This window comes from Luteibacter sp. (genome assembly GCF_009912395.1).
Classification (GTDB): domain Bacteria; phylum Pseudomonadota; class Gammaproteobacteria; order Xanthomonadales; family Rhodanobacteraceae; genus Luteibacter.
This window is the reverse complement of sequence record NZ_WNDO01000027.1, coordinates 1-21,606: the sequence shown is the minus strand read 5'-3', so window position 1 is coordinate 21,606 and position 21,606 is coordinate 1. Positions and strand designations below refer to the sequence as shown.

The window sequence follows — 21,606 nt, the reverse complement described above, 5'->3', positions numbered from 1 at the left end:
TCACCTCATAGGACGGGATTCGAATCAGGAAGCGGGAGCGCCGTCGCTCGGTTCGAGTTCACGGCGACGGGCGCGCAACGCGCCCAGCAACAGGCCGCGATCCTCGCCGGCAAGCACCCAGCGCGGTGCGCGGGCAAGCCAGTGGTCGCGTTGCTGCGGTGTGCGGGGATTGGGACAGAACGGGATGCCGGCCGCGTCGCAATGCGCGGCCATGGCAAGCAGTCGCTCCCATACGTCGGCATGCATCGGCTGCGGACCTAGACCCATGTCCAGCGCCAGGTCGAGCGCACCTTCCATGATGGCGCTGATGCCGGGCACGGCGAGGATGTCTGGCAGGGCGTCGACACCCGCGGCGCTCTCGATCATGGGCACGATGCGGATGCCATCGCGCGTGGCAGCGATGTAGTCCTCGAGCGAGGTGCGACCGAAACCCGTCACCCGGCCACCGGTGATGCCACGCCGGCCCAGAGGCGGAAAATGCGCCGCCTCGACGGCGCGTCGTGCTTCGTCGGCGGTTTCCAGGCGGGAGATCACGATGCCCTTCGCACCGGCATCGAGCACGCGACCGATCAGCTTCACGTCCACCTCGGGCACGCGAACCCATGGTTCGCAGCCACCCAGTTCACAGGCGCGGATGGCGTGCTGGAGATCGTCGGGCGACACCAGCTGGTGTTCGAGATCCAGCACCGCGAAATCGAACCCGGCGGCACCGAACATCTCGCAAAGCAGGGGGGATGGCACGGAGTTGAGCAGGCCGACAAGGCTGCGCATGGTCTGGGGACCGCTAGCTCTGGGGGCGTGCAGTATATCTAAATGAAAATCGTTATCAATTACATTTGACGTCATGGAATCCCGGACGACGGCATCTGACGATGCGTCGTCGCGGGAACTGTGACGTGGGTCGTGAAGGCCCGTGGGGGCAGGGATCGGTCATCCATGACCGATGCGTTTCAGTGCTGGTATGCCCCGGCATCAAGGCTGCCGTCGGTCGACAGGCGCGGCGATCCGGCCTGGTCGAGCAGCCCCTGGAGCGCGGCGCCCTTGTTGGTTCCGTAGGCGACGGCAGGCGAGCCGGACGCAATCTTCAGCGGATAGTCGCCCGTGTTGACGAAGCGCGGATCGGCCATCAGTCCGCGCACGGATGCCTTGCTTTCACGCTGGAAACGGTCCAGCGCGACGTACTCGACACCCTTCCATGTCCATTTCACCGCCGAGCTGTCGGCCGTGGTGAAGTAGAGGTTGTTCTCGAACGACGCCGGGGTGGTGTTGTCCTTGGGCTGGTAGCTCAGGAACAGTCCCTGGGCATTGGCCTGGAAGATGTTGTTGGCGACGAGGTTGTCCTTGGCGTTGTACTGGATTTGCAACTCGCCGGAACCGGAGGCTGAGGTGTCGTTGTTGAAGAAGGTGTTGTTGATCACCGAGCAGGACGTCGTGCCGCCCGCGGCCTTCTTGTAGCCGCCCATCGACAGGCCGGTGACGACGCTGTCCCGGATCACGTTGTTCCTGACGATGATTTGGCTGGAGATCTTGGCCTTGTGCTCGCTGGCCAGTTCGATACCGATATCCGCCGCGCGTACGCTGTTGCGTTCGATGGTGATGCGGGTACCACCGTCGACATAGATGCCACCCGCCGAGGGCGTGTTGTCGTAGGTCGGGTTGGTTGCCGAGGTGACGTCATGGATATCGTTGCTGGCGATCCAGCCGTTGCGGGCCTGGTCGTCCACGGGCGCCGTCGTCTCCAGCCCGATGGCGTCGATCCCGATGTTGTTGTTCTGGTAGATCGTGTTGTGGGTAACCTGCCAGCGCGTGACGTTGCCGTTGATCGGCAGCGATTCGCTCTGCCCGAGCGTGAGGTCGTGCAAGGTGTTTCCATCGATGATCAGGTCGCTGATCGGGGTGCGTCCCGTGCCGTAGACCGCCAGGCCGAAGGCGTTGGCGTCCTTGGTCTCGTCGGTCGTCCGGATGTCGTGGATATGGTTGCCGCGAAGCTCGATATGGCTGCCTGAGCCCTGCACATAGATACCGGCCGGCGCAAACGTGGAGGCATCCGTGGACTCGAAGTTCCTCAGCTCGAGGTTCTGGATGCGTACGTAGCTGACGTCGTTGAGCGTGATGAGGCCGACGGTGCCGGGCGAGCCCTCCGGCGCACGCCCCTCGCCATCGAGAATGGCCGGGTCGTTCGGATCGGCCGTGACGGTGATGAAGCCGGCCGAGGCCGAGCCGGAGCGGGCCACGGTCACTCGTTCGTTGTACACACCGCCCGCCACCTGAATCGTCGATCCGGCCGGCACCGTATCCACGGCATGCTGGATCGTCTTCCACGGCGCGTCGCTGCTTCCGGCGCCGCCGTCGTTGCCGTTGGTCGCCACGTAGTAGGTGGCCCCGGTCACCACCGGCGCGGCGACGGACATCGTCGTCGTATCGGATGACAATGGATCCGCCTTCGAGGTGGCCGCGACGGATACCTTGACGCTGCCCGGCTCGCCGGCGGGTGCCTGGTACACGCCATGCTCGTCGATGGTGCCGATGGCCGGTGCGCCACCGGGGACGCCGTTCACCGTCCAGACCACGTCGCGGGACGCGCCACCGGTGACGTCGGCAAAGAAGGTCAGTTGCCCGTTGGCCGGAAGCGAGGCATCTTTGGGCGATACCGCGACGCGGACCACGGCTGCCGCCGGGTCGCTGAGCGCCGCGACCAGCATGAAACCAGAAAACACGGAAGCACGTTGAATGGCGCTCTTTTTCATGGGAATCGATTCCGGCGTGGGGAGGGTGGGCGGAGCGTATCCGTCGCCCATGGCGCCGACTAGTTCGCCAATTGTCTAATGCCGGCGACGGAACCAATCGACAAATCCGTGATCCATGCACGGGGCTCCAAACACGATTGTCATACACCCTCCCGACAATGCGACCGAAGGGCCAGCCGGTCCGATCATCACGCACCCACGGAAACCCCATGACCGAGAACGGCCGCCGGAACTTCCTCAAGCTCTCCCTCGGCGCCGCAGGCGCGGCCATGGCTTCGGGCCTCCTGCCGCCATCGATCGCCAGGGCGCTTTCCGTGCCGGCGGCCAGGCGCACCGGCACGCTGGCCGACATCGAGCATGTGGTGATCCTGATGCAGGAAAACCGCTCGTTCGACCACTACTTCGGCAGCCTGCGTGGTGTCCGCGGCTTTGGCGACCCGCGCCCCTTCATGTTGAGCGCCGATCGCAGCGTGTGGGAGCAGCCGGTCAAGGCCGGTAGCGACGACTACCTCATGCCGTTCCGCCCGGTGGCCGACGATCTCGGCCTGCAGTTCATCGTCGACCTGCCGCACGGCTGGAACGACACGCACGCCGCCTGGAACCAGGGGCGCTACGACGGTTGGGTGCCGAGCAAGGGCACGACCACCATGGCCTACCTGACGCGAGAGGACATCCCGTTCCACTACGCGCTGGCCAATGCCTTCACGGTCTGCGACGCCTACCATTGCTCGCTGCTGTCCTCGACCGATCCCAATCGTTACTACATGTGGACCGGCTACGTCGGCAACGACGGCAAGGGTGCCGGCCCGGTGCTGGACAACGCCGAGAAGGGCTATTCGTGGACCACGTATCCCGAGCGCCTGGAGCAGGCCGGCGTGTCCTGGAAGATCTACCAGGACGTGGGGCAGGGTCTCGATGCCGCGGGTCACTGGGGCTGGACGTCCGATCCGTACATCGGCAACTACGGCGACAACTCGTTGCTGTACTTCGACAACTACCGTAACGCGCAGCCGGGCAACCCGCTGTACGAAAAGGCCCGTACGGGAACGAAGACATCGGACGGCCAATCGCTGTTCGAGCTGCTGAAGAACGACGTGCAGTCGGGCCGCCTGCCGCAGGTATCGTGGATCGCGTCGCCGGAAGCCTATACCGAGCATCCGAGCTGGCCGGCCAACTATGGCGCGTGGTACATCGACCAAGTGCTGGACGCGCTGACCTCCAATCCGGAGGTCTGGAGCAAGACGGCCCTGTTCATCACTTACGACGAAAACGACGGGTTCTTCGACCATGTCGTCCCGCCGTATCCGGCGGCCGCGCGATCGCAGGGCCTGTCCACCGTCAGCATCGATGGCGAGATCTACCCGGGAGGCGGTGGTTTCGTGTCGGGCGCCTACGGCCTTGGCGTGCGCGTGCCGATGCTGGTGATCTCGCCATGGAGCAAGGGTGGCTGGGCCTGCTCGGAGGTGTTCGACCACACCTCGATCATCCGTTTCCTGGAGAAGCGCTTCGGCGTGCACGAGCCGAATATCTCGGCATGGCGTCGCGCGATCTGCGGCGACCTCACCAGTGCCTTCGACTTCACCCACCCTGAAGGCGGCGTACCGCATCTGCCCGACACCACGTCCTATGTGCCGGACCGCCAGCACCACACCGATTTCGTCCCGACGCCGCCGACGGAGCAGCACCTGCCGAAGCAGGAACCCGGGCGTCGACGTACCCGGCCGTTGTCCTACATGGTGGAGGCCTCGGGTCGAGTCGATATCGACAATGGCCGCTACTGGCTCGACTTCAGCAACACGGGTGGTACGGGCGCGTTCTTCCATGTCTCGTCCGTATCGCGATCGGATGGTCCGTGGACCTATACGGTGGAAGCTGGCAAGTCGCTTTCCGATTACTGGACCAGCATCTACAGCGGCAACGCCTACGACCTGACCGTGCATGGTCCCAACGGCTTCTTCCGCCAGTTCGGCGGCAGCCAGCCGGACGCCGCTGCCGACAAGGCCACGCTGGCGCTGCCGGAGGTGAGCATCGTCGCCGGCCATCGACCCGACGAGCTGAAGCTTCTGCTGGTGAACCCGGGTGAGCGCGCCTGCACCATTACTCTCACGGCGAACCACTACGCGGAGGCTTCGCCGTCGCATTATCCGCTCGCTCCCGGCGCACGGCTGGAGATCGTTCGCAACCTGGCGTCCTGTGAGCACTGGTACGACCTCAGCGCCACCTGCGACACCGACCCGCGCTTCCTGCGACGCTTCGCGGGCCACCTCGAAACGGGGCATCCGTCGCTGAGCGACCCGGCGTTGTCCGGGCGGAGCGGCTGAAGTCGGGCAGGGGTGGTGTTACATTGCGTGGTTCTCCCGTCCCGACGAAGCGAACGACGCCATGACCGCGACCGCAGCCACGCCCCTGTCCATCGGTAAACCCGGCACGCCCTGGGGGCCGGAAGAGGTTGCGCAGTGGCGGGAGACGCTCTCCCGCAAGCGCCTGTATGCCGGTGAAGTGCTTCCGAAGATCGAGGCCCTGCGCGAGCGCTTCGACGTACACAGCTACGGTCATATCGAATACGGGCTGGACTCGTACGACCTGTTCGCCATCCGCAGCCGCCATTGGCATGATGACCTGCCATGCGTGCTGGTCACCGGCGGCGTCCATGGATACGAGACCAGCGGCGTGCACGGCGCACTACGCTTCGTCGAAATCTATGCCGAAGCCTTCGCGGGCCGTGCCAACCTGCTGATCGCTCCGTGCGTGAGCCCTTGGGCGTACGAACGCATCCAGCGCTGGAATCACGACGCGCTCGACCCGAATCGTTCGTTCCGTGAAGGCAGCCCCGCACGCGAGTCGGCCGCCCTCATGGCGCTGGTCAAGCCGTACCGGGGCCGCTTCGCGCTGCATATCGACCTGCACGAGACGACCGACTCCGACGAAAGCGAGTTCCGTCCGGCGTTGGCCGCGCGCGATGGCAAGCCCTTCGTGCCAGGCGGCATTCCCGATGGTTTCTATCTGGTCGACGACACCGCCAATCGCCAGCCGGCATTCCAGCAGGCGGTGATCGCGCAGGTGGAGAAGGTCACCCATATCGCGCCGGCCGACGAGCAGGGCGAGATCATCGGTTCGCCGGTGGTGGCGCACGGCGTCATCGAGTATCCGTTGCACGATCTTGGTCTTTGCGCCGGTATCACCGGCGCGCATTACACGACCACCACCGAGGTGTATCCGGATAGCCCCAAGGCCACGCCGGAGCAGTGCGACGAGGCCCAGGCGGTGGCGGTGCGCGCGGCCATCGATTACGCGCTCGCCCATCCGAAGTGAGCCGGCTCGTGCGATGCAGCACGCTCAATCGCCAACCCCGTCACGTTTTCACGGGTAGGTAAGCAAGGCGACATCGCGTTGTAAAGAGGGATGGGACAGGCATTCCGCCTTGTCCCAAGGTGAGGTGTGCATCAACCCGACCAACCCTCGAGGGGAACAACGCGATGCTTATACGGAAACGATCGGTATGGCTGCTCGCCATGGCGGCTGCCGGCATGGTCAGTGTCCATGCCCATGCGACGGAAAACACGGTAGCGGTCACGAAGGCCGCGACGGCAAAGGCCAAGAGCGATCCGCTGTACCGATACCAATGGCACCTGAGCAACCAGGGACAGAAAGTCTTCGCGGATACGCGCCCCGTGCCGGGCGTGGACCTCGATATCGGCACGCTGCATGACGCGAAGGTGCGCGGCACTGGCGTGATCGTCGCGGTCGTCGACGACGGCCTGGAAATCCGCCATCCCGATCTTCTCGACAACGTCGTCATCGGCGGCTCGAAGAACTTCGTCGACGGCTCCAACGATCCCACGCCCACCAATCCCAATAGCGAACACGGCACCTCCGTTGCCGGCATCATCGCGGAGGTGGGCTGGAATGGCGTCGGTGGCCGTGGCGTGGCACCGGAAGCCAAGCTCAAGGGTTTCAACTTCCTCTCGTCGGATGCCGACGGCATCGAGACCGACCAGGACACCAATATCCGCTATTCGTGGGGCAACGGCCCGGAAGCGCGCGACGCGCAGGTGTTCAATAACAGCTGGGGCATCAGCACGAGTTCGTTCCCGGCAGTGAACGTCGCGGAAACGAAGTCCTGGGAAAAGCTGATGTCGTCTACCCGTAACGGCAAGGGTGGCGTCTACCTCAAGGCGGCGGGCAATAACTTCAGCGCCCTCATCGTCAGCTTCCTCGGTTTCCGCTTCAACCTCTGCGCTGCCGACAGCCTGACCATCAACGTCGGTTGCTCGCTGGCGAACACCGACCCCACCAACAACTACATCACGACGACGGTCGTGGCGGCGGTGAACGCGGATGGCATACGGTCTTCCTATTCGTCACCGGGCTCGGCGGTATGGGTGTCGGGCATTGGCGGTGAGTATGGCTTCCAGAAGAAGTACTACCCGGACCTGACCAATATCGGCGACTGGGCGAAGGCCACCTTCTACCAGCCGGCCATTGTCACTACCGATCTCACCGGGTGCGCGGCGGGCTCCAACGCGGACCGCGCGAACGGTGAAGTCGACAACGCGCTGGACACTAGCCAGTCGACCATCGACAAGACCTGCAACTACTGGGCCGGCATGAACGGCACGTCCGCCGCCACACCGACCGTCGCCGGCGTGACGGCGCTGGTGCTGGGCGTGAACCCGAAACTCTCGGCGCGCGACGTGAAGTACATCCTCGCGACTACCGCCCGCCAGATCGATCCGTTGCAGCCGAAGGCCGTGTACAAGGGCGCCGTGCAGGACCCGGGCTGGATCACCAACGCCGCCGGCCATCACTTCAGCAACTGGTACGGCTTCGGCCTGGCGGATGCCTCGGCCGCCGTGGAAAAGGCACGCAACTTCAAGTCGCTGCCGGCCTTGCAGGATTCCGGCTGGCTCGCCACGGCGGACAAGCCGGTCGCCATCGAGGGCATCGGCAGCCAGAACAGCAAGCTCACGGTCGCCGTGACCAAGCGCATGAAGGTCGAGGCGGTGCAGTTCGGCTTTACCACCACGCACAAGACGCCGCGCAACCTGCGTGCGATCCTGACCTCGCCCAGCGGCACGAAGAGCTATGTACTGCCGGCATTCACCACCTTGTCGGCCACGTCCGGCGGCTTCGCGGTGGACCTGAGCTCCAGCAACGCCTTCCTCGACGAACCGGCGTTGGGTACCTGGACCCTGCAACTGCTCGACATGAACGACTCGTCCGGCAGCGCCCAGCTGCAGGCCTTCAACCTTCGCGTCGTGGGGCACTAACCGATGAAAAAGACAGCACTCGCCATCGCGCTGGGCCTGTTCACCGCCATGGCGGCGCATGCGCAGAACGACTACTCGGAGGCGTTGAACAAAGCCGCGACCGGTCCGCAGTTCACCGTCGGCAGCACGACCTTCCGGATCATCCCCGATGCGGGCATCCAGCGTGCAGCGCCTTCGGGTACCGCGCCGGCGGCCTCCGCGAGGATGAATCGCTCCAGTGGAACGCAGAGCCAGAACGCGGATGCGCTAGGCAGCGTGGGGCCGTTCGTCATCGTGCCGCGCCAGCCGGGTGTTGCCACGCAAAGGGCGGCGACGTCTCGTAGCGCGGCAAGCACGAAGACAGCCGATGGCAATCTCGACGCGTTCGGCGTCGCGGTGAATACGCGATCGGGACAGCCCGTGGTGGTCGCGCCGCGCGTGAAGGTGTTCGCCAACGATGCGGCTACATCGAGAAAGCTCGCCGCCACGACCGGCGGTGAGGTCGTGCAGGCTTCCGACCTGGATGGCAGCGCGTTGATTCGCTATGCCTCAGTCGCGGACGCACAGGCGGCGCTCGCCAAGATCAAGGGTGCGAAGGGCGTGGAGGATGCGCAGCTCGATGTGATCGAGAACTTCCGCGAGAAGCAGTGAAACGAGGCAACAGCGGAGGCCTCGGCCTCCGCTGTTGCCGTAAAAGCTTGCGATCATGTTGGACGAAGCAAGCGTTGTTGTACGAACAGGTTCTTGCGCTTGCAAGGCGTCTTGTTTCAGCTTGCCGCGTTATAATATAACCAGGGGGTTACAGGCCATCCGGCCATCACAGGACCCTCCATTGAATCCGTCCATCCTCTTGCGCCGTCGGCTCGTTACCGCCGCGCTTGCCATCGCCCTAGCCACGCCCGTCGTTGCCGAGCCGCCCGCGAAAGGCACCTACGCGTCGCTGCCCAGCGAGATTCCCGAACATTTCACGCCCGTACGCACCGCCTACGACTACGACGTGCGCGATGTCATGATCCCGATGCGCGACGGCGTGAAGCTGCATACCGTCATCGTGGTACCCAAGGGCGCGAAGAACGCCGGCATCGTCTTCACGCGCACACCGTACAACGCGACCGAGATGATCAGCGGCGTCGACAGCGGCAAGCTGGACGTGGCATTGAGCCACGACGATCTCGCCACCGACGTGCTGGTCGAGGATGGCTACATCCGCGTCGTGCAGGACATTCGCGGCAAGTACGGCTCGGAAGGCGACTACGTGATGAACCGCCCGCTACGTGGGCCGCAGAACCCGACGCCGGTCGACGATTCGACGGATACCTACGACACCATCGACTGGCTGGTGAAGAACGTGCCCGAGTCGAATGGCCGCGTCGCCATCGCCGGCATCTCCTATGACGGCTTCGAGCCGCTCATGGCGATCGTGCACCCGCACCCGGCCCTGAAGGCCGCCGTGCCGATGAACCCCATGGTGGATGGCTGGCGTGGTGACGACTGGTTCCACAACGGCGCGTTCCGCCAGCAGAACCTGCTCTACATCTACCAGCAGACGTCCACGCGCAAGAGCACCGAGAAGTGGTGGTCGAACTACGCGGACGACTACCAGCTGTTCCTTGAAGGCGTGTCGGCCGGTGCGGTCGCGAAGAGCTACGGCATGGAGCAGCTCGGCTTCTGGAACAAGCTCGTCAAGCATCCGGCCTACGATGCCTTCTGGCAAGATCAGGCCGTGGACAAGGCGCTTGCCCGCGAACCGGTCTCGGTGCCCACGATGCTGGTGGCAAGCCAGTGGGACCAGGAGGACATCTACGGCGCCTTCGCCGTGTACCACGCCATGAAGGAGCACGACACCGATCATCGCCTGTTCCTCGCGGTCGGCCCCTGGTTCCATGGGCAGGAGATCCGCGACGGCAGCAGCCTGGGTGCGGTGAAGTTCGGTAGCGACACATCGCGCTACTTCCGTGAACACATCCTGCGTCCGTTCCTCGCGCACTACCTCAAGGACGCACCGGCCACGATCGCGCCGGTGAATGCCTTCGTCACGGGTGATAATCGTTGGGAAAGTGGCGATGCATGGCCGTTGTCGCCGACGACCGCCGTGCGCCTGTCGCCCGATGCGAACGGCCGCCTCGACATCGGCGGCACCGCCTCGACTGCCGGCTCCGACAGCTACGTCTCCGATCCGGCACATCCCGTGCCCTATGTCCCACGCCCCGTCGGCGCGATGGAGGGGCCGTCCTGGCAGCACTGGCTCACGACCGACCAGCGCGAAGCCTCGTCGCGACCGGACGTCCTCACGTACACCAGTGCCGTGCTTACCGCGCCGCTACATATCAACGGCGCGCCGGCCGTGCACCTGGTTGCCAGCACCAGCGGTACGGACAGCGACTGGGTAGTGAAGCTGATCGACGTCTATCCGGACCGGGTGGGTGTGCAGCCGGAGATGGGCGGATACCAGCTCGGTATCGCCATGGACATCTTCCGTGGACGCTACCGCACGGGCTTCGACAAGCCCCAGGCACTCAAGGCGGGCGCGGCGCTACCGTACGACTTCAGCCTGCCGAACGTGGACCATGTCTTCCTGCCGGGCCACCGCGTGATGGTGCAGGTGCAGTCGAGCTGGTTCCCCCTGTACGACCGCAACCCGCAGAAGTTCGTACCGAACATCCTCCTGGCCTCGCCGGGCGACTATCAGTCGGCGACGCAAAAGGTGTTCCGCGGCGGCAGCGATCCGACCTACATCGCATTGCCGACCGTCAAGGCAAACTGAAGAAACAGGCGGGGGCGAAGGCCCCCGCCTTGTTCATGAGCGTCTGCGCAACAGGTGATAGAGCATCACCGCCACCGGTACGGCCACCAGCAAGACGGCTGGGAAACGCAGAAAGGTCGGCCCCAGTAGGGCCACGCCCAGGCCGGCGAGCGTGGCGATCGCGCACCAGGTCGGCGCGCCGCGCAACGGGTTCATGCGATCACCTCCTTGCGGCCACGACGCTTGCCGACCCAGATCACCAGGCCACTGACCAGCACCACGATGGTGGCAAGGTCCAGCACGGCCCAAAGAAGCTTCAGCGTCAGCCCGCCGTAGTTGCCGAAGTGGAAGGGCCGCGACAGTTCCAGCGTGCGCAGGTACCAGGGCAATTCACCGCGGGCATCGATGCGGCAAGTATCTGCGCTGACCAGTACCGCACTCAGCAGTTCCTTCGTCACCAGCGTATCGCCATGCGACCAGACCAGGTAATGGTACGGATGATGCGCGGTGGCACTGGGGAACAGCACACTGGTGCGACGACGACCGTCGGTAGCGGCATCGGCCGCGGCCAGCGCGCGCTCGGGCGTGCACTGGCCACCAACCTGGGCGGAGCGCCCCGTGTTGGCCAGCATCGCCTGGAGATCGGACGCCTGCCACACGGCGAACAACGGCCGCTCGAGCGTATTGATGACGCCCGTGAGGCCGACCACCGTCATCCAGGCCAGGGCGGTGATGCCAAGCAGGTTGTGCAGGTCGAGCCACCCCGCGCGACGGCTTTGCGCCATTCGTACCGTGCCGAAGGCGAGCTTGCGCATGAACGGTACATAGAGCACCAGGCCACTGATCAGCGCCGCGACGAACAGCAGGCCCATGACGCCGAGGAACAGCGTGCCGATCAGTCCTGCGACGAGGCTGTTGTGCAGGCTGAGCATCACGTCCATGAACTCGATGCGTCGACGCCCGTGTTCCATCGGGTCGTCTAGCAGTTCGCCGGTGACGGGATGAAACTTGAGCCAATGATTGCGCTCGTCCGGCGTTCCCGGATGCGAGAGCATGCCGACCGTCACCACGGCTTCGTCGTCGGGAAAGCTGAGGAACGAAAAGGCCTCGCCCGGATAGAGCGCCTGCGCCCGTGCCAGGATGCCCGTGATGGGCACGCCGGGGGCGACGTTGTCGACCCCGGCAGCCACGGGCGACGGATGCAGCCAGTCGTCGATCTCGTCGTGGAAGACGAGGGGCAGGCCGGTAATGCACAACAGCAGCAGGAACAGCGTGCACACGAGGCTGGACCACGTGTGCACCCACTGCCAGCGACGAATGGAACGTCCGTTGGCCATCGTCGGGTCAGAGCGTCTTGCGCAGGGTCAGTATCGTGCTGCGCGGATCGCCGTAGATGCCGTAGTACTGGGCGGGCACGCGAGCGAAATAGCTCTTGTCGAAGACGTTGTTCACCGTGAGTGTGAGCAGCCAGGACGGATTGAACTGGTAACCCACCTGAGCGTCGAACACCGTATAACCCTTCTGAGTGACGGTGCCGCGCGAGGTGCTGCTGACTGAACGCGCTCCACCACCGATGCGGAAGCCGTCCAGCGCATTGCCCGTGAACCGATAGGTGGTCCAGAGCTTGAAGGTCTTCTTGGGCTCCTCGGTGTCGAGGATGCTGCCCGGGCCGGTCGGATCCGACAGCACGCGGGTCAGCAGGTAGGTGTAACCGGCGTACACATCCCAGCCCGGCAGCGGACGACCGTTGATCTCGGCTTCCCAGCCCTGGCTTTGCGCACGCCCGGCGGAGAGGAAGTAGTTCGGATGGGCGAGGTCGTCGATCGCGCGATTCTCGTCGCGGATGCGGAAGGCGGCGAGGGAGCCGGTGAACATGCCGTCGAGGAAGGCGCCCTTGAGGCCCAGCTCGTACTGCTTGCCGGTGCGCGGCTTCAGCGTGCCGCCGCCGTAGCGGGGATTGTTCTGCGGTACGAAGATGTCCGTGTAGCTGGCGTAGGCCGACAGGTTCTTGTTGATGTCGTAGACCAGGCCGACGTAGGGCGCCGCCTTGTGATTCACATCGGGGTCGTTATTCCAGCCAGCCAGGTACGGATACCCGGACTGGGTGCGATTGCGATACCAGGTGAAGTGGCTGCCGACCAGCACGCTCAGTTCGTCGGTCGGGTGCAGGCGCACTTCGCCGTACACGCCGTACTGCTTGGTGAGCGTCTTGCTGTGCGAATCGAAGGGGATCTCTGGCGCGGGGATGTCCGGCAGATTGAGCACGTCGACGGGGATGTGGTTGTTGGCCGCGAAGCCGCCGCTATACCCGTCGTTGCGCTTCTGCGCGTAGTCGATGCCGAAGGTCGTCTCGTGCGTGCGTCCGAACAGGTCGAACTGGCCGGAGACGCTGGCATCCACGCCGGTCCAGGCCAGCTTCGTCTGCTGCCGCTGCAACCAGTACCCCGCAAGGTTCTCAAACGGGGAGATCAGGCCGTCAATATAGCCGTAGGTGGTGTGATCTGTGCTCGAACGGCGATCCACGGCGACCTTGGCCTGCCAGGTATCGGAGAACGCGTGGCGCAGCTCCGCGTAGAGGTCGCTCATATGGGGCTGGTCGGCGCTCCAGTCGGTGCCGTAGAACTGAGAGCGCGGGGCTTCCAGCACCTTGCCGTGCGGGGGGATGGCCAGCACGGACTGGCCCCAGTCGAGCGGGCCGTGGTCCTCGCGCTGCCAGGCGCCGGACAGCGTCAGCGTGGTGTCCGGCGTGAGGTCGAAGTCGACGATGCCGTAGAACAGCTGGTGCTCGGAGTGGGCCTTGTCGTAGAAGTAATCGGTGTCCTGCGCGGAAACCACCGCCCGGCTACGGATCGTGCCCGAGGCGTTGAGGCGATCCGAGATATCGATATTGCCCTGGAAGTTGTTCCAGGAGCCGGCCGAAACGGCGCCAAGCAGCGAGTAGGTATCGCCGGGACGCTTGCGCAGCAGATTCACCACGCCGCCGGGGCTGCCCTGGCCCTGCAGGATGCCCGCCGGACCACGAAAGATCTCGATGGCGTCGTACATGTTCAGGTCGAACTGCGACTGGTATTGCAGGCCGTTGTTCGCGGGGATGCCGTCGAACTGCACGTCGGGCTGGTAGCCGCGCGCCTGGAAATACGACGTACCCATGCCGTAGGGCACGGCGGTGATGCCGGTGGAGCGGTTGAGCGCCTCCGCCACCGTGATCATGTTCTGGTCGTCCATGCGCTGGCGGGTGACGACGGAGACCGAGCTGGGAATCTCGCGCGGGTCGGTTGGCAGCTTGCCAAAGTTGATCTGCTGTGCGGCGTATCCGACCGAGGTGGCGCGGACGTCCACGGCATCGAGGTTTTCGACGCGTCCGTGCGACGTCATCTTCGGACGCGTCGTCTTCTGGGGCGAGGGGGCGGTCGATGCCGGGGCGGTGTCGTGCTCGATGCGGACCGAGCCGTCGGCGCCGACGCGCGCGACCAGCGACGAGCCTGCCAGCAGGCGGTCCAGCGCCTGCGTCGGCTCATAGGTGCCGTCCACCGCCGGTGCCTGGAGGTAGCGGGTCAGCGAGGCGTCGTACAGCAGGGTCAGGTCGCTCTGCTGGGCGAAGCGGTTCAGGGCCTGGGCCATCGGGCCGGCCGGGATGTGGAATTCGGTGGCGCGCGGGGCGGACTCGGCGGCGCTGACACCACCCGTGGTCACGGCCAGCGCGGCGACGATGGCCAGGCTCATGGCGCGACGGAACAGGGGCGAGGAACGAAGGTGTCGACGGGGCGAAACGGGCATTCGGAAGGATCCGGGAAGTGAGACTCATTCCTATGACGGATGAGCCACCGAAAAGAGGATGTCCCGGATCAGACGTCGAGCGTCACGATATCCCCGGGCCATTGCTTGAGCCGTAGCCCGAGGTTTCGCTCGATGATGTGGAGGGCGTCCAAGGGACGCGCGGCGTCGAAGACACCGCTGACGCGGCGTTCGCCAGCGCGGGCGTCGAGCAGGACAATGCGGCCCGGGTAATAGCGCTGGATCTCGGCGACGACATCGGAAAGCGGCAGGTCTTCGAAGACCAGGCGGCCACGGGTCCAGGCGGTGAGGGTGTACACGTCCGCCGTGGTGGCATGGCCGGGGATGCCGTCGGCGTCCACGAGCAGGCTTTCGCCCGCGCCAGCGATCATCGTGTGGCCGGCCGCGCTGACGCTCACGCCCCCTTGGCTTACGCTGACTTCGGTCTCCTCGTCGCGCGCGTCGACCTGGAAGATAGTGCCCGTATCCACGATCTCGGCGCCACGGACCAGCAGGTGGAACGGGCGCGGATCCCCATGGCCCACCTCGATTTGTGCACGGCCGGTCAGCAGCTCGATGCCGCGATGCCCGGCGTCGTCGCGGTAAGCGATGGCCGTGCGGGCGTCCAGTTTCAGGGTGCCGCCGCCGGCCAGCGGCAGGATGCGGCTCTCGCCGGTACCGGTGTAGACATCTGCACGCAACCGGTAGCCGATCTCGTCACGCATGACTACGCCCGATGCCAGCACGAAGATGCCGACGACGATCGCTGCGGCCGCCCATGCGCGCCGACGCCGCGGGCCATGCCCACGCTTCATGCCGCGGAACTGGGTACGGCGACGCCTCACCGCCACGGTGGCGGCGGCGTCCAGGTCCGACCACAGCAGCAAGGCCCGCTGCAGTGCGGGGGCGTGGGCGGGGTTCTCCGCGAGCCATGCGTCGAGCCGGGCGTTGTCCGCATCGGTCAGGTCGTTGACGTCGATCCGGATGGCCCATTCGGCCGCCACGTCACGCAGAGCTTCCGCGTCGGCCTTGCGGCGCGCGTGCATCATCGTTCGAGCTCTTCCAGGCGGGCCTGACAGTGTACCAGCGCCTTGCGCAGATGCTTCTCGACCATGTTCCGGCTGATACCCAGCCGGTTGGCGATGTCCTCGGGATGCAGCAGTTCCACCTTGCGCAGGAAAAAGACCTCGCGGCAGCGTGGCGGCAACTCGTCGACGACGGAGGCCAGCAGGGCGAGTCGCTGTTGCGCGATCGCCCGGCGCTCGCCGCCCGGGGTGGCGTCGGCTACGTGCTCGGGGAGTTGGCCCGTCTCCATGTGCCGGTCGCGAACCTCCCGCTCCCGCAACACGTCGATGGACAGGTTGCGGGTCATGCGATGGAGGAAGGCCAGTGGATTGGTCACGGAGGCCACGTCGTCCATGGCCGCCACTTTCAGGTAGGCGTCCTGGACCACGTCGGCGGCGCAGTCGCGCGACCGCAGCACCCGGGCCGCCGCCGTCAGCAGGGCGTGGTAATGGGTCTGGAACGCGTCGACGAGGGGCGACCGCTGCGGTGATGTCGGAGTGGGGCTCATCGTCGGGATAGGGGATTCTGGACGCCAAGAACGCGAATCATTCTCATTGTATGGATTACGTCATGACGGAGCAACCGAGACGAAGGTATCGAAGGGGTCGGGCCGCTGTGTCGCCATACGGAACGCGAATAGTCGACTCGAATTCACTTCATGAAATATATGTAATGCATTGTATTTGAATAAAATAAAGTGAATAAAAAGGGCGCCTGCAACGCGAATTTCCGAAGTGCTGGATCGCACCTATGCTGGAAAAAAGCCTTTTCTTTCCCGAGCGAGAATTCCTTGTGTCTCAAACCCAACCACACCAGGGCGCTGCCCTGGATCCTGGCGTGCGCGCCATTTCCCGACTCATCCCGCTGACCCTGGCCGTGTTCGTGGGCTTCCTCACCATCGGCATCTCCTTGCCCGTACTCCCGGTGCATATTCATGAAACGCTGGGCCTGGGCACCACCGTGGTGGGCGCCGTGATCGGCATCCAGTTCGCTGCGGCCCTGCTGTCCCGGGCATGGGCCGGCAACTTCGCGGACACGCGGGGCGGGCGACCGTCGATGCTCCTGGGCCTGGTCGTCGCCTCGTTGTCGGGCCTGGTCTATCTGATGTCGCTGGCGTTCCTGGGCAGTCCTGATGTGTCCGTGGGCGTCCTGCTGGCGGGCCGCCTGCTGCTCGGTTGTGGGGAAAGCCTGATCGTCACCGGGGCGTTCGCCTTGGGCATCGGCCTCGTCGGGCCGCAGAACGCGGGCAAGGCCATGGCGTGGATGGTGTTACCTTGATTTCCGTGCAAATAGTGCCGCCCCCTGCATGACGCAACTCATTGAAATATATGATTATATTTATGATTTGCTGGCAAAACTAGCGTAAAATCAAATGGTTACTGTTAGGCTCTTACCTTCCCTTTCGGAAGGTTGGAGGCGGGCATGCAGCACTGGCAAAAGCCTTATCTTGGGCTGAGTTCGTTGCCTAAAGCGCTCAACCAGTTCGAGGTCAATGCCTTCTTCACCTATTCCCCAAAAGAACGCCGAGTCATTCTGGCCAAGCGTGAACCCCTGCATCGCCTCGGGTTGGCATTGCAGATGGGATTTATCCGGCTGACAGGCAGCGTACTCGCCTCCGTCAAAATGGTCCCTTCGGACTTATGGAAACACCTTGGAGAGACCCTCGGCATTGCCGCGCCGGACATTGCTTCGCTGCGGTCGTTGTACCGTGGTCGCCGCACGTTGTTTACGCACCAGAAGCTGGCGATGGAGACCTTAGGCTTCGTTCGTATGTCCGAACACCAGCGTCGCGCCCTGGTTCGGCATCTGCGTATCGAAGTCCTCTCCGAGTTTGACCGCCACCGGCTGATGACGCACGTCAAAACCTGGCTCTACGAGAACCACATCCTCATTGAGGGCGAGCGTCCTCTAAAAAGCACGATTAACGTCGCCTTACAACTGGCCGAGGAAGGGCTAGGTACATCCATTCAACAGGAGGTGCCCGCTACCGTTCTTGCTGCTTGGCGGAGTACATGTGATGAGCCCCATCGCTCGGGTCTCTCTCTCCAGGAGTGGCTTGCACAGGCACCGAGACGGCAATCGTTCCCTCAACTTCGTGAGCAATACGAGCGAATCCAGCGCCTGACTCAGCTCGGCGTTGCCGTGCACACGATGCCGTCCATCTCGGATCACATCAAGCGTCACTACGCCACCGCGATGATCGACCGTCCACCTTCGGTGAGCAAACGTATCAGCGAAGCGCGCCGGACGGTCGAAGTGGCCTGTTTTCTCCAAACCGCGCTATGCACGGCTACCGACACCTTGCTGGCGATGACACGACAGCATATCGCCGACCTTTGGAGCGGTGGGGTACGTGCCGTGGTCAAGTCGGCCGAGGAGCGCGTTCGAACGCTCACGGCCTTCGCGAAGGATATGCGCCAATTGGCGCTTAACCGCTCCCTGGGCGAAGACGAGCTACGCTCGGCCATTCTGAGCGCGGTGGAAAAAGTGGGCGGCAATAAGAAAATCACCCGTGCCCAGTTGACGCGCGAACAGCTTCTTGTGCAGAACAGTCGCCACTCGCGATCGCTGTTGAAAATGCTCTGCGCACTCCCGTTCGAGAGCGCGACACCGCATCCGGTCATTCAGGCGCTGGATGCCCTGCGTGAACTGTACCAACAACGAAAGCCGATGTTGCCCGAGACGATTCCCGTCCATCTGGGCAAGGTGTGGGACGACCTGCTCGGTGCTGTCGATCGGCAGCGGGCTTTACAGGCCTTCGAGGTCGCCACGTTGCTGGCGACCCGGCGCGCCCTGAAAAGTGGCAGCGTGTACATCGCGCACAGCTTTGGCTTCCGCAGCCGGGAAAGCATGATGATTCCGCCTGCGGAATGGGTTAAGACCAAGACACACCATTACGCACGGCTGAGATTGCCGCGGGACGTCAAGGAGTTCACCGGCCCCTTGGTGGAAGAGGTCGAGCGCGAACTGCGGCGTCTGGATGACGCTGCCCATGCCGGCGAGATTGCCATTGACCGGCAGGGTATCCACCTGGCGAAACAGGTCGCCGAAGACGTGCCGGAAGAGGTCAAACCGCTGCGGGCTGCGTTGATGGATCGCATCGGCACAGCCGAACTGCCGACGGTCATGATGGAGGTGGATAGCCACACGCGGTTTAGCTGGATTCTGCTGGGACGCGAGCCGCGCTCGGTCGATGAGCTGCGGTTGGTGTACGCCGGTCTCCTGGCCCACGGCACCGCCTTGTCGGGTGCGGACATGGCACGTATGATGCCCGGCCTCTCGGCGGAAGCCATCCATCACAGCATGCGCTGGACGGCGCAGGAAAAGCGGTTGCGCGAGGCGAATACGGCCGTCTTCGAGTACATGCAAAGCCATCCCGTCGCCGAAACCTGGGGACGGGCCGATCTGGCGTCCGCGGATATGATGAGCCGGGAGGTCGCCAAAGGCAGCCGTCTTCACCGGCGGGATCCGCGGACGAAGAAACGGTCGATCGGGATCTACACCCATATCCATGACCGTTGGGGCATTTTCCACGATCAACCGGTCGTTCTGGGGGAACGCCAGGTGGGCGTAGCGTTGGAAGGGGTGCTTCGGCAATCGGCGCTGGTCATCCGGCAGTTGGCTGTCGACACGCACGGTCAAACCGAATTTGGCCTATTCATGGGCAAATTGCTGCAGAAGGACCTGTGCCCGCGGTTACGTGACGCCAGCGGGCATAAGCTCTATGCCACGCAGGGCATGGTGGTGCCGGCCCGCCTGAGCGATGTGCTAGCCACCCGGCGGGCTCAACCGGAAAAGCTCGACCCGCTCTGGGATGAATGCGTGCGCATCGCTGCCTCCACGGCGATGGGCAAGGCCAGTGCCGTGGATATCCTGTCGCGCTTCGGGTCGGCCGCTGCGGGGGAATCCATCTATGACGCCGGTGTCCAGATCGGGCGCTTGTTGCTCACGCTGCACCTGTGCCGCTGGTTCACACGGCCCGCGTTTCGCCGCGAGATTCTGCGCACGCTCAATCACGGCGAGCGCGTGCATGTGCTGGAGCATGCGTTGGAGACGGGTAAAGTACCGCGGCATCAGATTCGTATGCCCGGCCGCCTTCGCAGCGTGTCGTCGTCCATCACCCTGCTCAGCAACATCGTGATGGGATGGACGACGGCCCGGATCCAGGCCTCCCTCACGACCCTGCCGCCAGAGATGGCCGCACTCGCTGTGCCGGACCATCTTCACCATATCGCGCCGGTACAGGAGGGATTGGTGAACTTCCGGGGACTCTTCCTGTTCCCGGTCGAAAGGTACCTGGCCAGGCTGTTGCCCACCCTCCAACCGCTACGCCCGGTGCTCCGGAACCTACGCTAACGACGCCGGGTACGCATGCCGTGATAGGTAGCGTTCTTGGGGCGCATGGCTCTGCCTTGGGCGCCCTTGGTGACCTCGCGACAAGGGATCAACGCGCCTTCACGGCCTCGATAATGATCGGCACATCCACTGCCCACTGGTCGATGATCCCATCCAGACGATCGAGCGCCGCGGTGTAATGACCCAGCACATCCTGCACAGGTCAGGCCGCTAACGCATACGCCTCGGCGGGTGCTTTCATCTTCAGCGCCTGATGCGGTCGCCGGTGGTTGTAAAAGTGGATCCAATCGCCGATCGTGCGCATGGCGTGGGTCAGGCTTTCGAACCGATGACGATGCACGCACTGCTCTTTCAACGTACGGATGACCCGCTCGACCATGCCGTTCTGCTGCGGGCAATGCGGCGTGATGAACTCTTGCTGCAAGCCATAGCTGCGGACCGGACTGGTGTATTTACGGCTGGTAAAAACCAAGCCGTTGTCCGATCGAAGAAGGAAGGGCGCGTTGACCTTGCCCAGGGTGCCGAAGCGGCTGATCAAGGCTTGCTCCAGCGCACCGGCGGCCGTGCTGGCCTGACCACTGCGCGACAGATGCCAGCCAAGAAGTTCGCGGGTATGGCAATCGATGACCAAAGCCAAGCTGAGCCAGCCGTCCTTGCCGCCCCAGACCCGGCACAGATCCGTTGACCAGCGCTCGTCCGGCCGGGTGGCGACCGACGGCAGTGCCTGGATACGTGGACGCTGACCAGCCGGCCGTTTGCGCCCCTGCCAGCCCTTGAGCTGAAAAATGCGCTGGACCGTGTTCTTGTTCATGCCAAGCAGGCCGGCGACGGTCCGGTAGCCGAAGGATGGCTCCGCTTCGATAAGGGCTTTCACCGGCGCGGCGACCGCCTCGTGGATCTTCGGCAATGCCTTGGTCGGGCGGTAATAGACCGTCCGCCTCGCCACACCAAACCAGCGACAGAGCTTGACCATCGAGACCTCGAAACCATCGGCAAGCAATCCCTGCTGAAGGGAAACCATCAGGTCTCGTCCTTGCCCAGCAGGGAGCTCAATTTTTTTCGTGCGCGCAGCTCCAGCATGGCCTCGCCATAGGCTTCATGAAGGTCCTTCAACTGCCGCTCGTACTGCTCGCGGACGTCTTCGGGCTTAGCACGCAGGGCATTCTCCATGCCGCGCTTCGCATCCTCGACCCAGCCCTCGATCTCCGAGGGCGGCAGGTCGAACTGACGACTGGCTTCCGATATCGACGTCTTACCTTGAATCACTTCAAGGACCAACGCCGACTTCCGACGGGCGGTCCAGCGTTTGATCTCTTCTCCTATCACGATGCTCATGGGGGTGTTCCCTTGGGAACGTGATCTTGCCCCCGTTTCACGGACACCCCTATAAGCGATTAACTATCGCAATAGGAGGTGGACGATGACCAAGAGCAAGGCAGGCAGAAAGGGGCAGGAGTTCAGCCTGGAGTTCAGGCAGCAGGCACTGTTGCGAGCGGCCACAGAAGGGGTAACCACGGTGGCTCGTGATCTGGGGTTGCAGCCTGCCCAGCTGTACAGTTGGCGCGCCCAGGCGCGGCGGCACGACCAGGACGATCAGGCACAACGCTTGGAGTTGGCCGAACATGCACGGCTCAAACGTGAAGTGGCGCGGCTGGAGGAGGAGAACGCTTTC

Annotated in this window: 17 protein-coding genes; 8 read left to right on the top strand and 9 right to left on the bottom strand. The window is 64.1% G+C overall.

Annotation, left to right across the window (positions count from 1 at the left end; all coding sequences use genetic code 11):
• Positions 1 to 24: 24 nt before the first annotated feature.
• A complete protein-coding gene (locus GAK28_RS19900; protein WP_291783525.1) occupies positions 25 to 771 on the bottom strand; it encodes an aldolase/citrate lyase family protein in 747 nt (248 codons plus the stop codon).
• A gap of 179 nt (positions 772 to 950) precedes the next feature.
• Entirely contained in the window at positions 951 to 2,747 is a 1,797-nt protein-coding gene (locus GAK28_RS19895) for a right-handed parallel beta-helix repeat-containing protein (RefSeq protein WP_291783522.1), read from the bottom strand.
• 209 nt (positions 2,748 to 2,956) lie between these two features.
• Between GAK28_RS19895 and GAK28_RS19890 the strand changes: the two genes are divergently transcribed.
• The 5 genes from GAK28_RS19890 (at position 2,957) to GAK28_RS19870 (ending at position 10,760) form a co-directional block, all read left to right on the top strand.
• Positions 2,957 to 5,068 (top strand): phospholipase C, phosphocholine-specific, encoded by a 2,112-nt coding sequence (locus GAK28_RS19890; protein ID WP_291783519.1) that lies wholly within the window; start codon positions 2,957 to 2,959, stop codon positions 5,066 to 5,068.
• A 61-nt stretch (positions 5,069 to 5,129) separates the two neighbouring features.
• Positions 5,130 to 6,059, top strand: a complete 930-nt coding sequence (locus GAK28_RS19885; protein WP_291783517.1) for a M14 family metallocarboxypeptidase — start codon at positions 5,130 to 5,132, stop codon at positions 6,057 to 6,059.
• 164 nt (positions 6,060 to 6,223) lie between these two features.
• Positions 6,224 to 8,017, top strand: coding sequence for a S8 family serine peptidase (locus tag GAK28_RS19880; protein WP_291783514.1), 1,794 nt, complete (start codon positions 6,224 to 6,226; stop codon positions 8,015 to 8,017).
• Positions 8,018 to 8,020: 3 nt separating this feature from the next.
• Complete coding sequence (locus GAK28_RS19875) at positions 8,021 to 8,647, top strand: hypothetical protein (RefSeq protein WP_291783511.1); 627 nt, start codon at positions 8,021 to 8,023, stop codon at positions 8,645 to 8,647.
• Positions 8,648 to 8,828: 181 nt separating this feature from the next.
• Positions 8,829 to 10,760 carry a CocE/NonD family hydrolase gene (locus GAK28_RS19870; RefSeq protein WP_291783508.1) on the top strand — a complete coding sequence of 644 codons (1,932 nt, stop codon included), beginning with the start codon at positions 8,829 to 8,831 and terminating at the stop codon, positions 10,758 to 10,760.
• 33 nt (positions 10,761 to 10,793) lie between these two features.
• On the opposite strand, the gene GAK28_RS19865 is transcribed toward GAK28_RS19870, so the two are convergent.
• The 5 genes from GAK28_RS19865 to GAK28_RS19845 form a co-directional block, all read right to left on the bottom strand.
• Positions 10,794 to 10,955 carry a hypothetical protein gene (locus GAK28_RS19865; protein ID WP_291783505.1) on the bottom strand — a complete coding sequence of 54 codons (162 nt, stop codon included), beginning with the start codon at positions 10,953 to 10,955 and terminating at the stop codon, positions 10,794 to 10,796.
• The gene (locus GAK28_RS19860; protein WP_291783502.1) at positions 10,952 to 12,076 is read right to left on the bottom strand and encodes a PepSY-associated TM helix domain-containing protein; all 1,125 of its coding nucleotides are present in this window, start codon (positions 12,074 to 12,076) and stop codon (positions 10,952 to 10,954) included. The genes GAK28_RS19865 and GAK28_RS19860 overlap by 4 nt, the downstream gene beginning before the upstream one ends.
• Positions 12,077 to 12,083: 7 nt before the next feature.
• A complete protein-coding gene (locus GAK28_RS19855) occupies positions 12,084 to 14,516 on the bottom strand; it encodes a TonB-dependent siderophore receptor (RefSeq protein WP_291783500.1) in 2,433 nt (810 codons plus the stop codon).
• Positions 14,517 to 14,584: 68 nt separating this feature from the next.
• The gene (locus GAK28_RS19850) at positions 14,585 to 15,562 is read right to left on the bottom strand and encodes a FecR domain-containing protein (RefSeq protein ID WP_291783498.1); all 978 of its coding nucleotides are present in this window, start codon (positions 15,560 to 15,562) and stop codon (positions 14,585 to 14,587) included.
• Entirely contained in the window at positions 15,559 to 16,086 is a 528-nt protein-coding gene (locus GAK28_RS19845; protein ID WP_291783495.1) for a sigma-70 family RNA polymerase sigma factor, read from the bottom strand. The genes GAK28_RS19850 and GAK28_RS19845 overlap by 4 nt, the downstream gene beginning before the upstream one ends.
• Before the next feature lie 329 nt (positions 16,087 to 16,415).
• Between GAK28_RS19845 and GAK28_RS19840 the strand changes: the two genes are divergently transcribed.
• Together GAK28_RS19840 and GAK28_RS19835 are read left to right on the top strand one after the other, a co-directional pair.
• On the top strand, positions 16,416 to 16,856 hold the full coding sequence (locus GAK28_RS19840) for an MFS transporter (protein WP_291783492.1): 441 nt from the start codon (positions 16,416 to 16,418) through the stop codon (positions 16,854 to 16,856).
• Between the two features lie 144 nt (positions 16,857 to 17,000).
• Positions 17,001 to 19,934, top strand: a complete 2,934-nt coding sequence (locus GAK28_RS19835; RefSeq protein ID WP_291783490.1) for a Tn3 family transposase — start codon at positions 17,001 to 17,003, stop codon at positions 19,932 to 19,934.
• Between the two features lie 202 nt (positions 19,935 to 20,136).
• Here the strand turns inward: GAK28_RS19835 and GAK28_RS19830 are convergent, their stop codons facing one another.
• A complete protein-coding gene (locus GAK28_RS19830; protein ID WP_291783488.1) occupies positions 20,137 to 20,955 on the bottom strand; it encodes an IS3 family transposase in 819 nt (272 codons plus the stop codon).
• Positions 20,955 to 21,269 (bottom strand): DUF1153 domain-containing protein, encoded by a 315-nt coding sequence (locus tag GAK28_RS19825; RefSeq protein ID WP_291783484.1) that lies wholly within the window; start codon positions 21,267 to 21,269, stop codon positions 20,955 to 20,957. The genes GAK28_RS19830 and GAK28_RS19825 overlap by 1 nt, the downstream gene beginning before the upstream one ends.
• Positions 21,270 to 21,354: 85 nt before the next feature.
• On the opposite strand from GAK28_RS19825, the gene GAK28_RS19820 reads away from it, so the two are divergent.
• Positions 21,355 to 21,606: transposase (locus tag GAK28_RS19820; RefSeq protein WP_291781585.1), on the top strand; the 252-nt coding region annotated here is incomplete at its 3' end.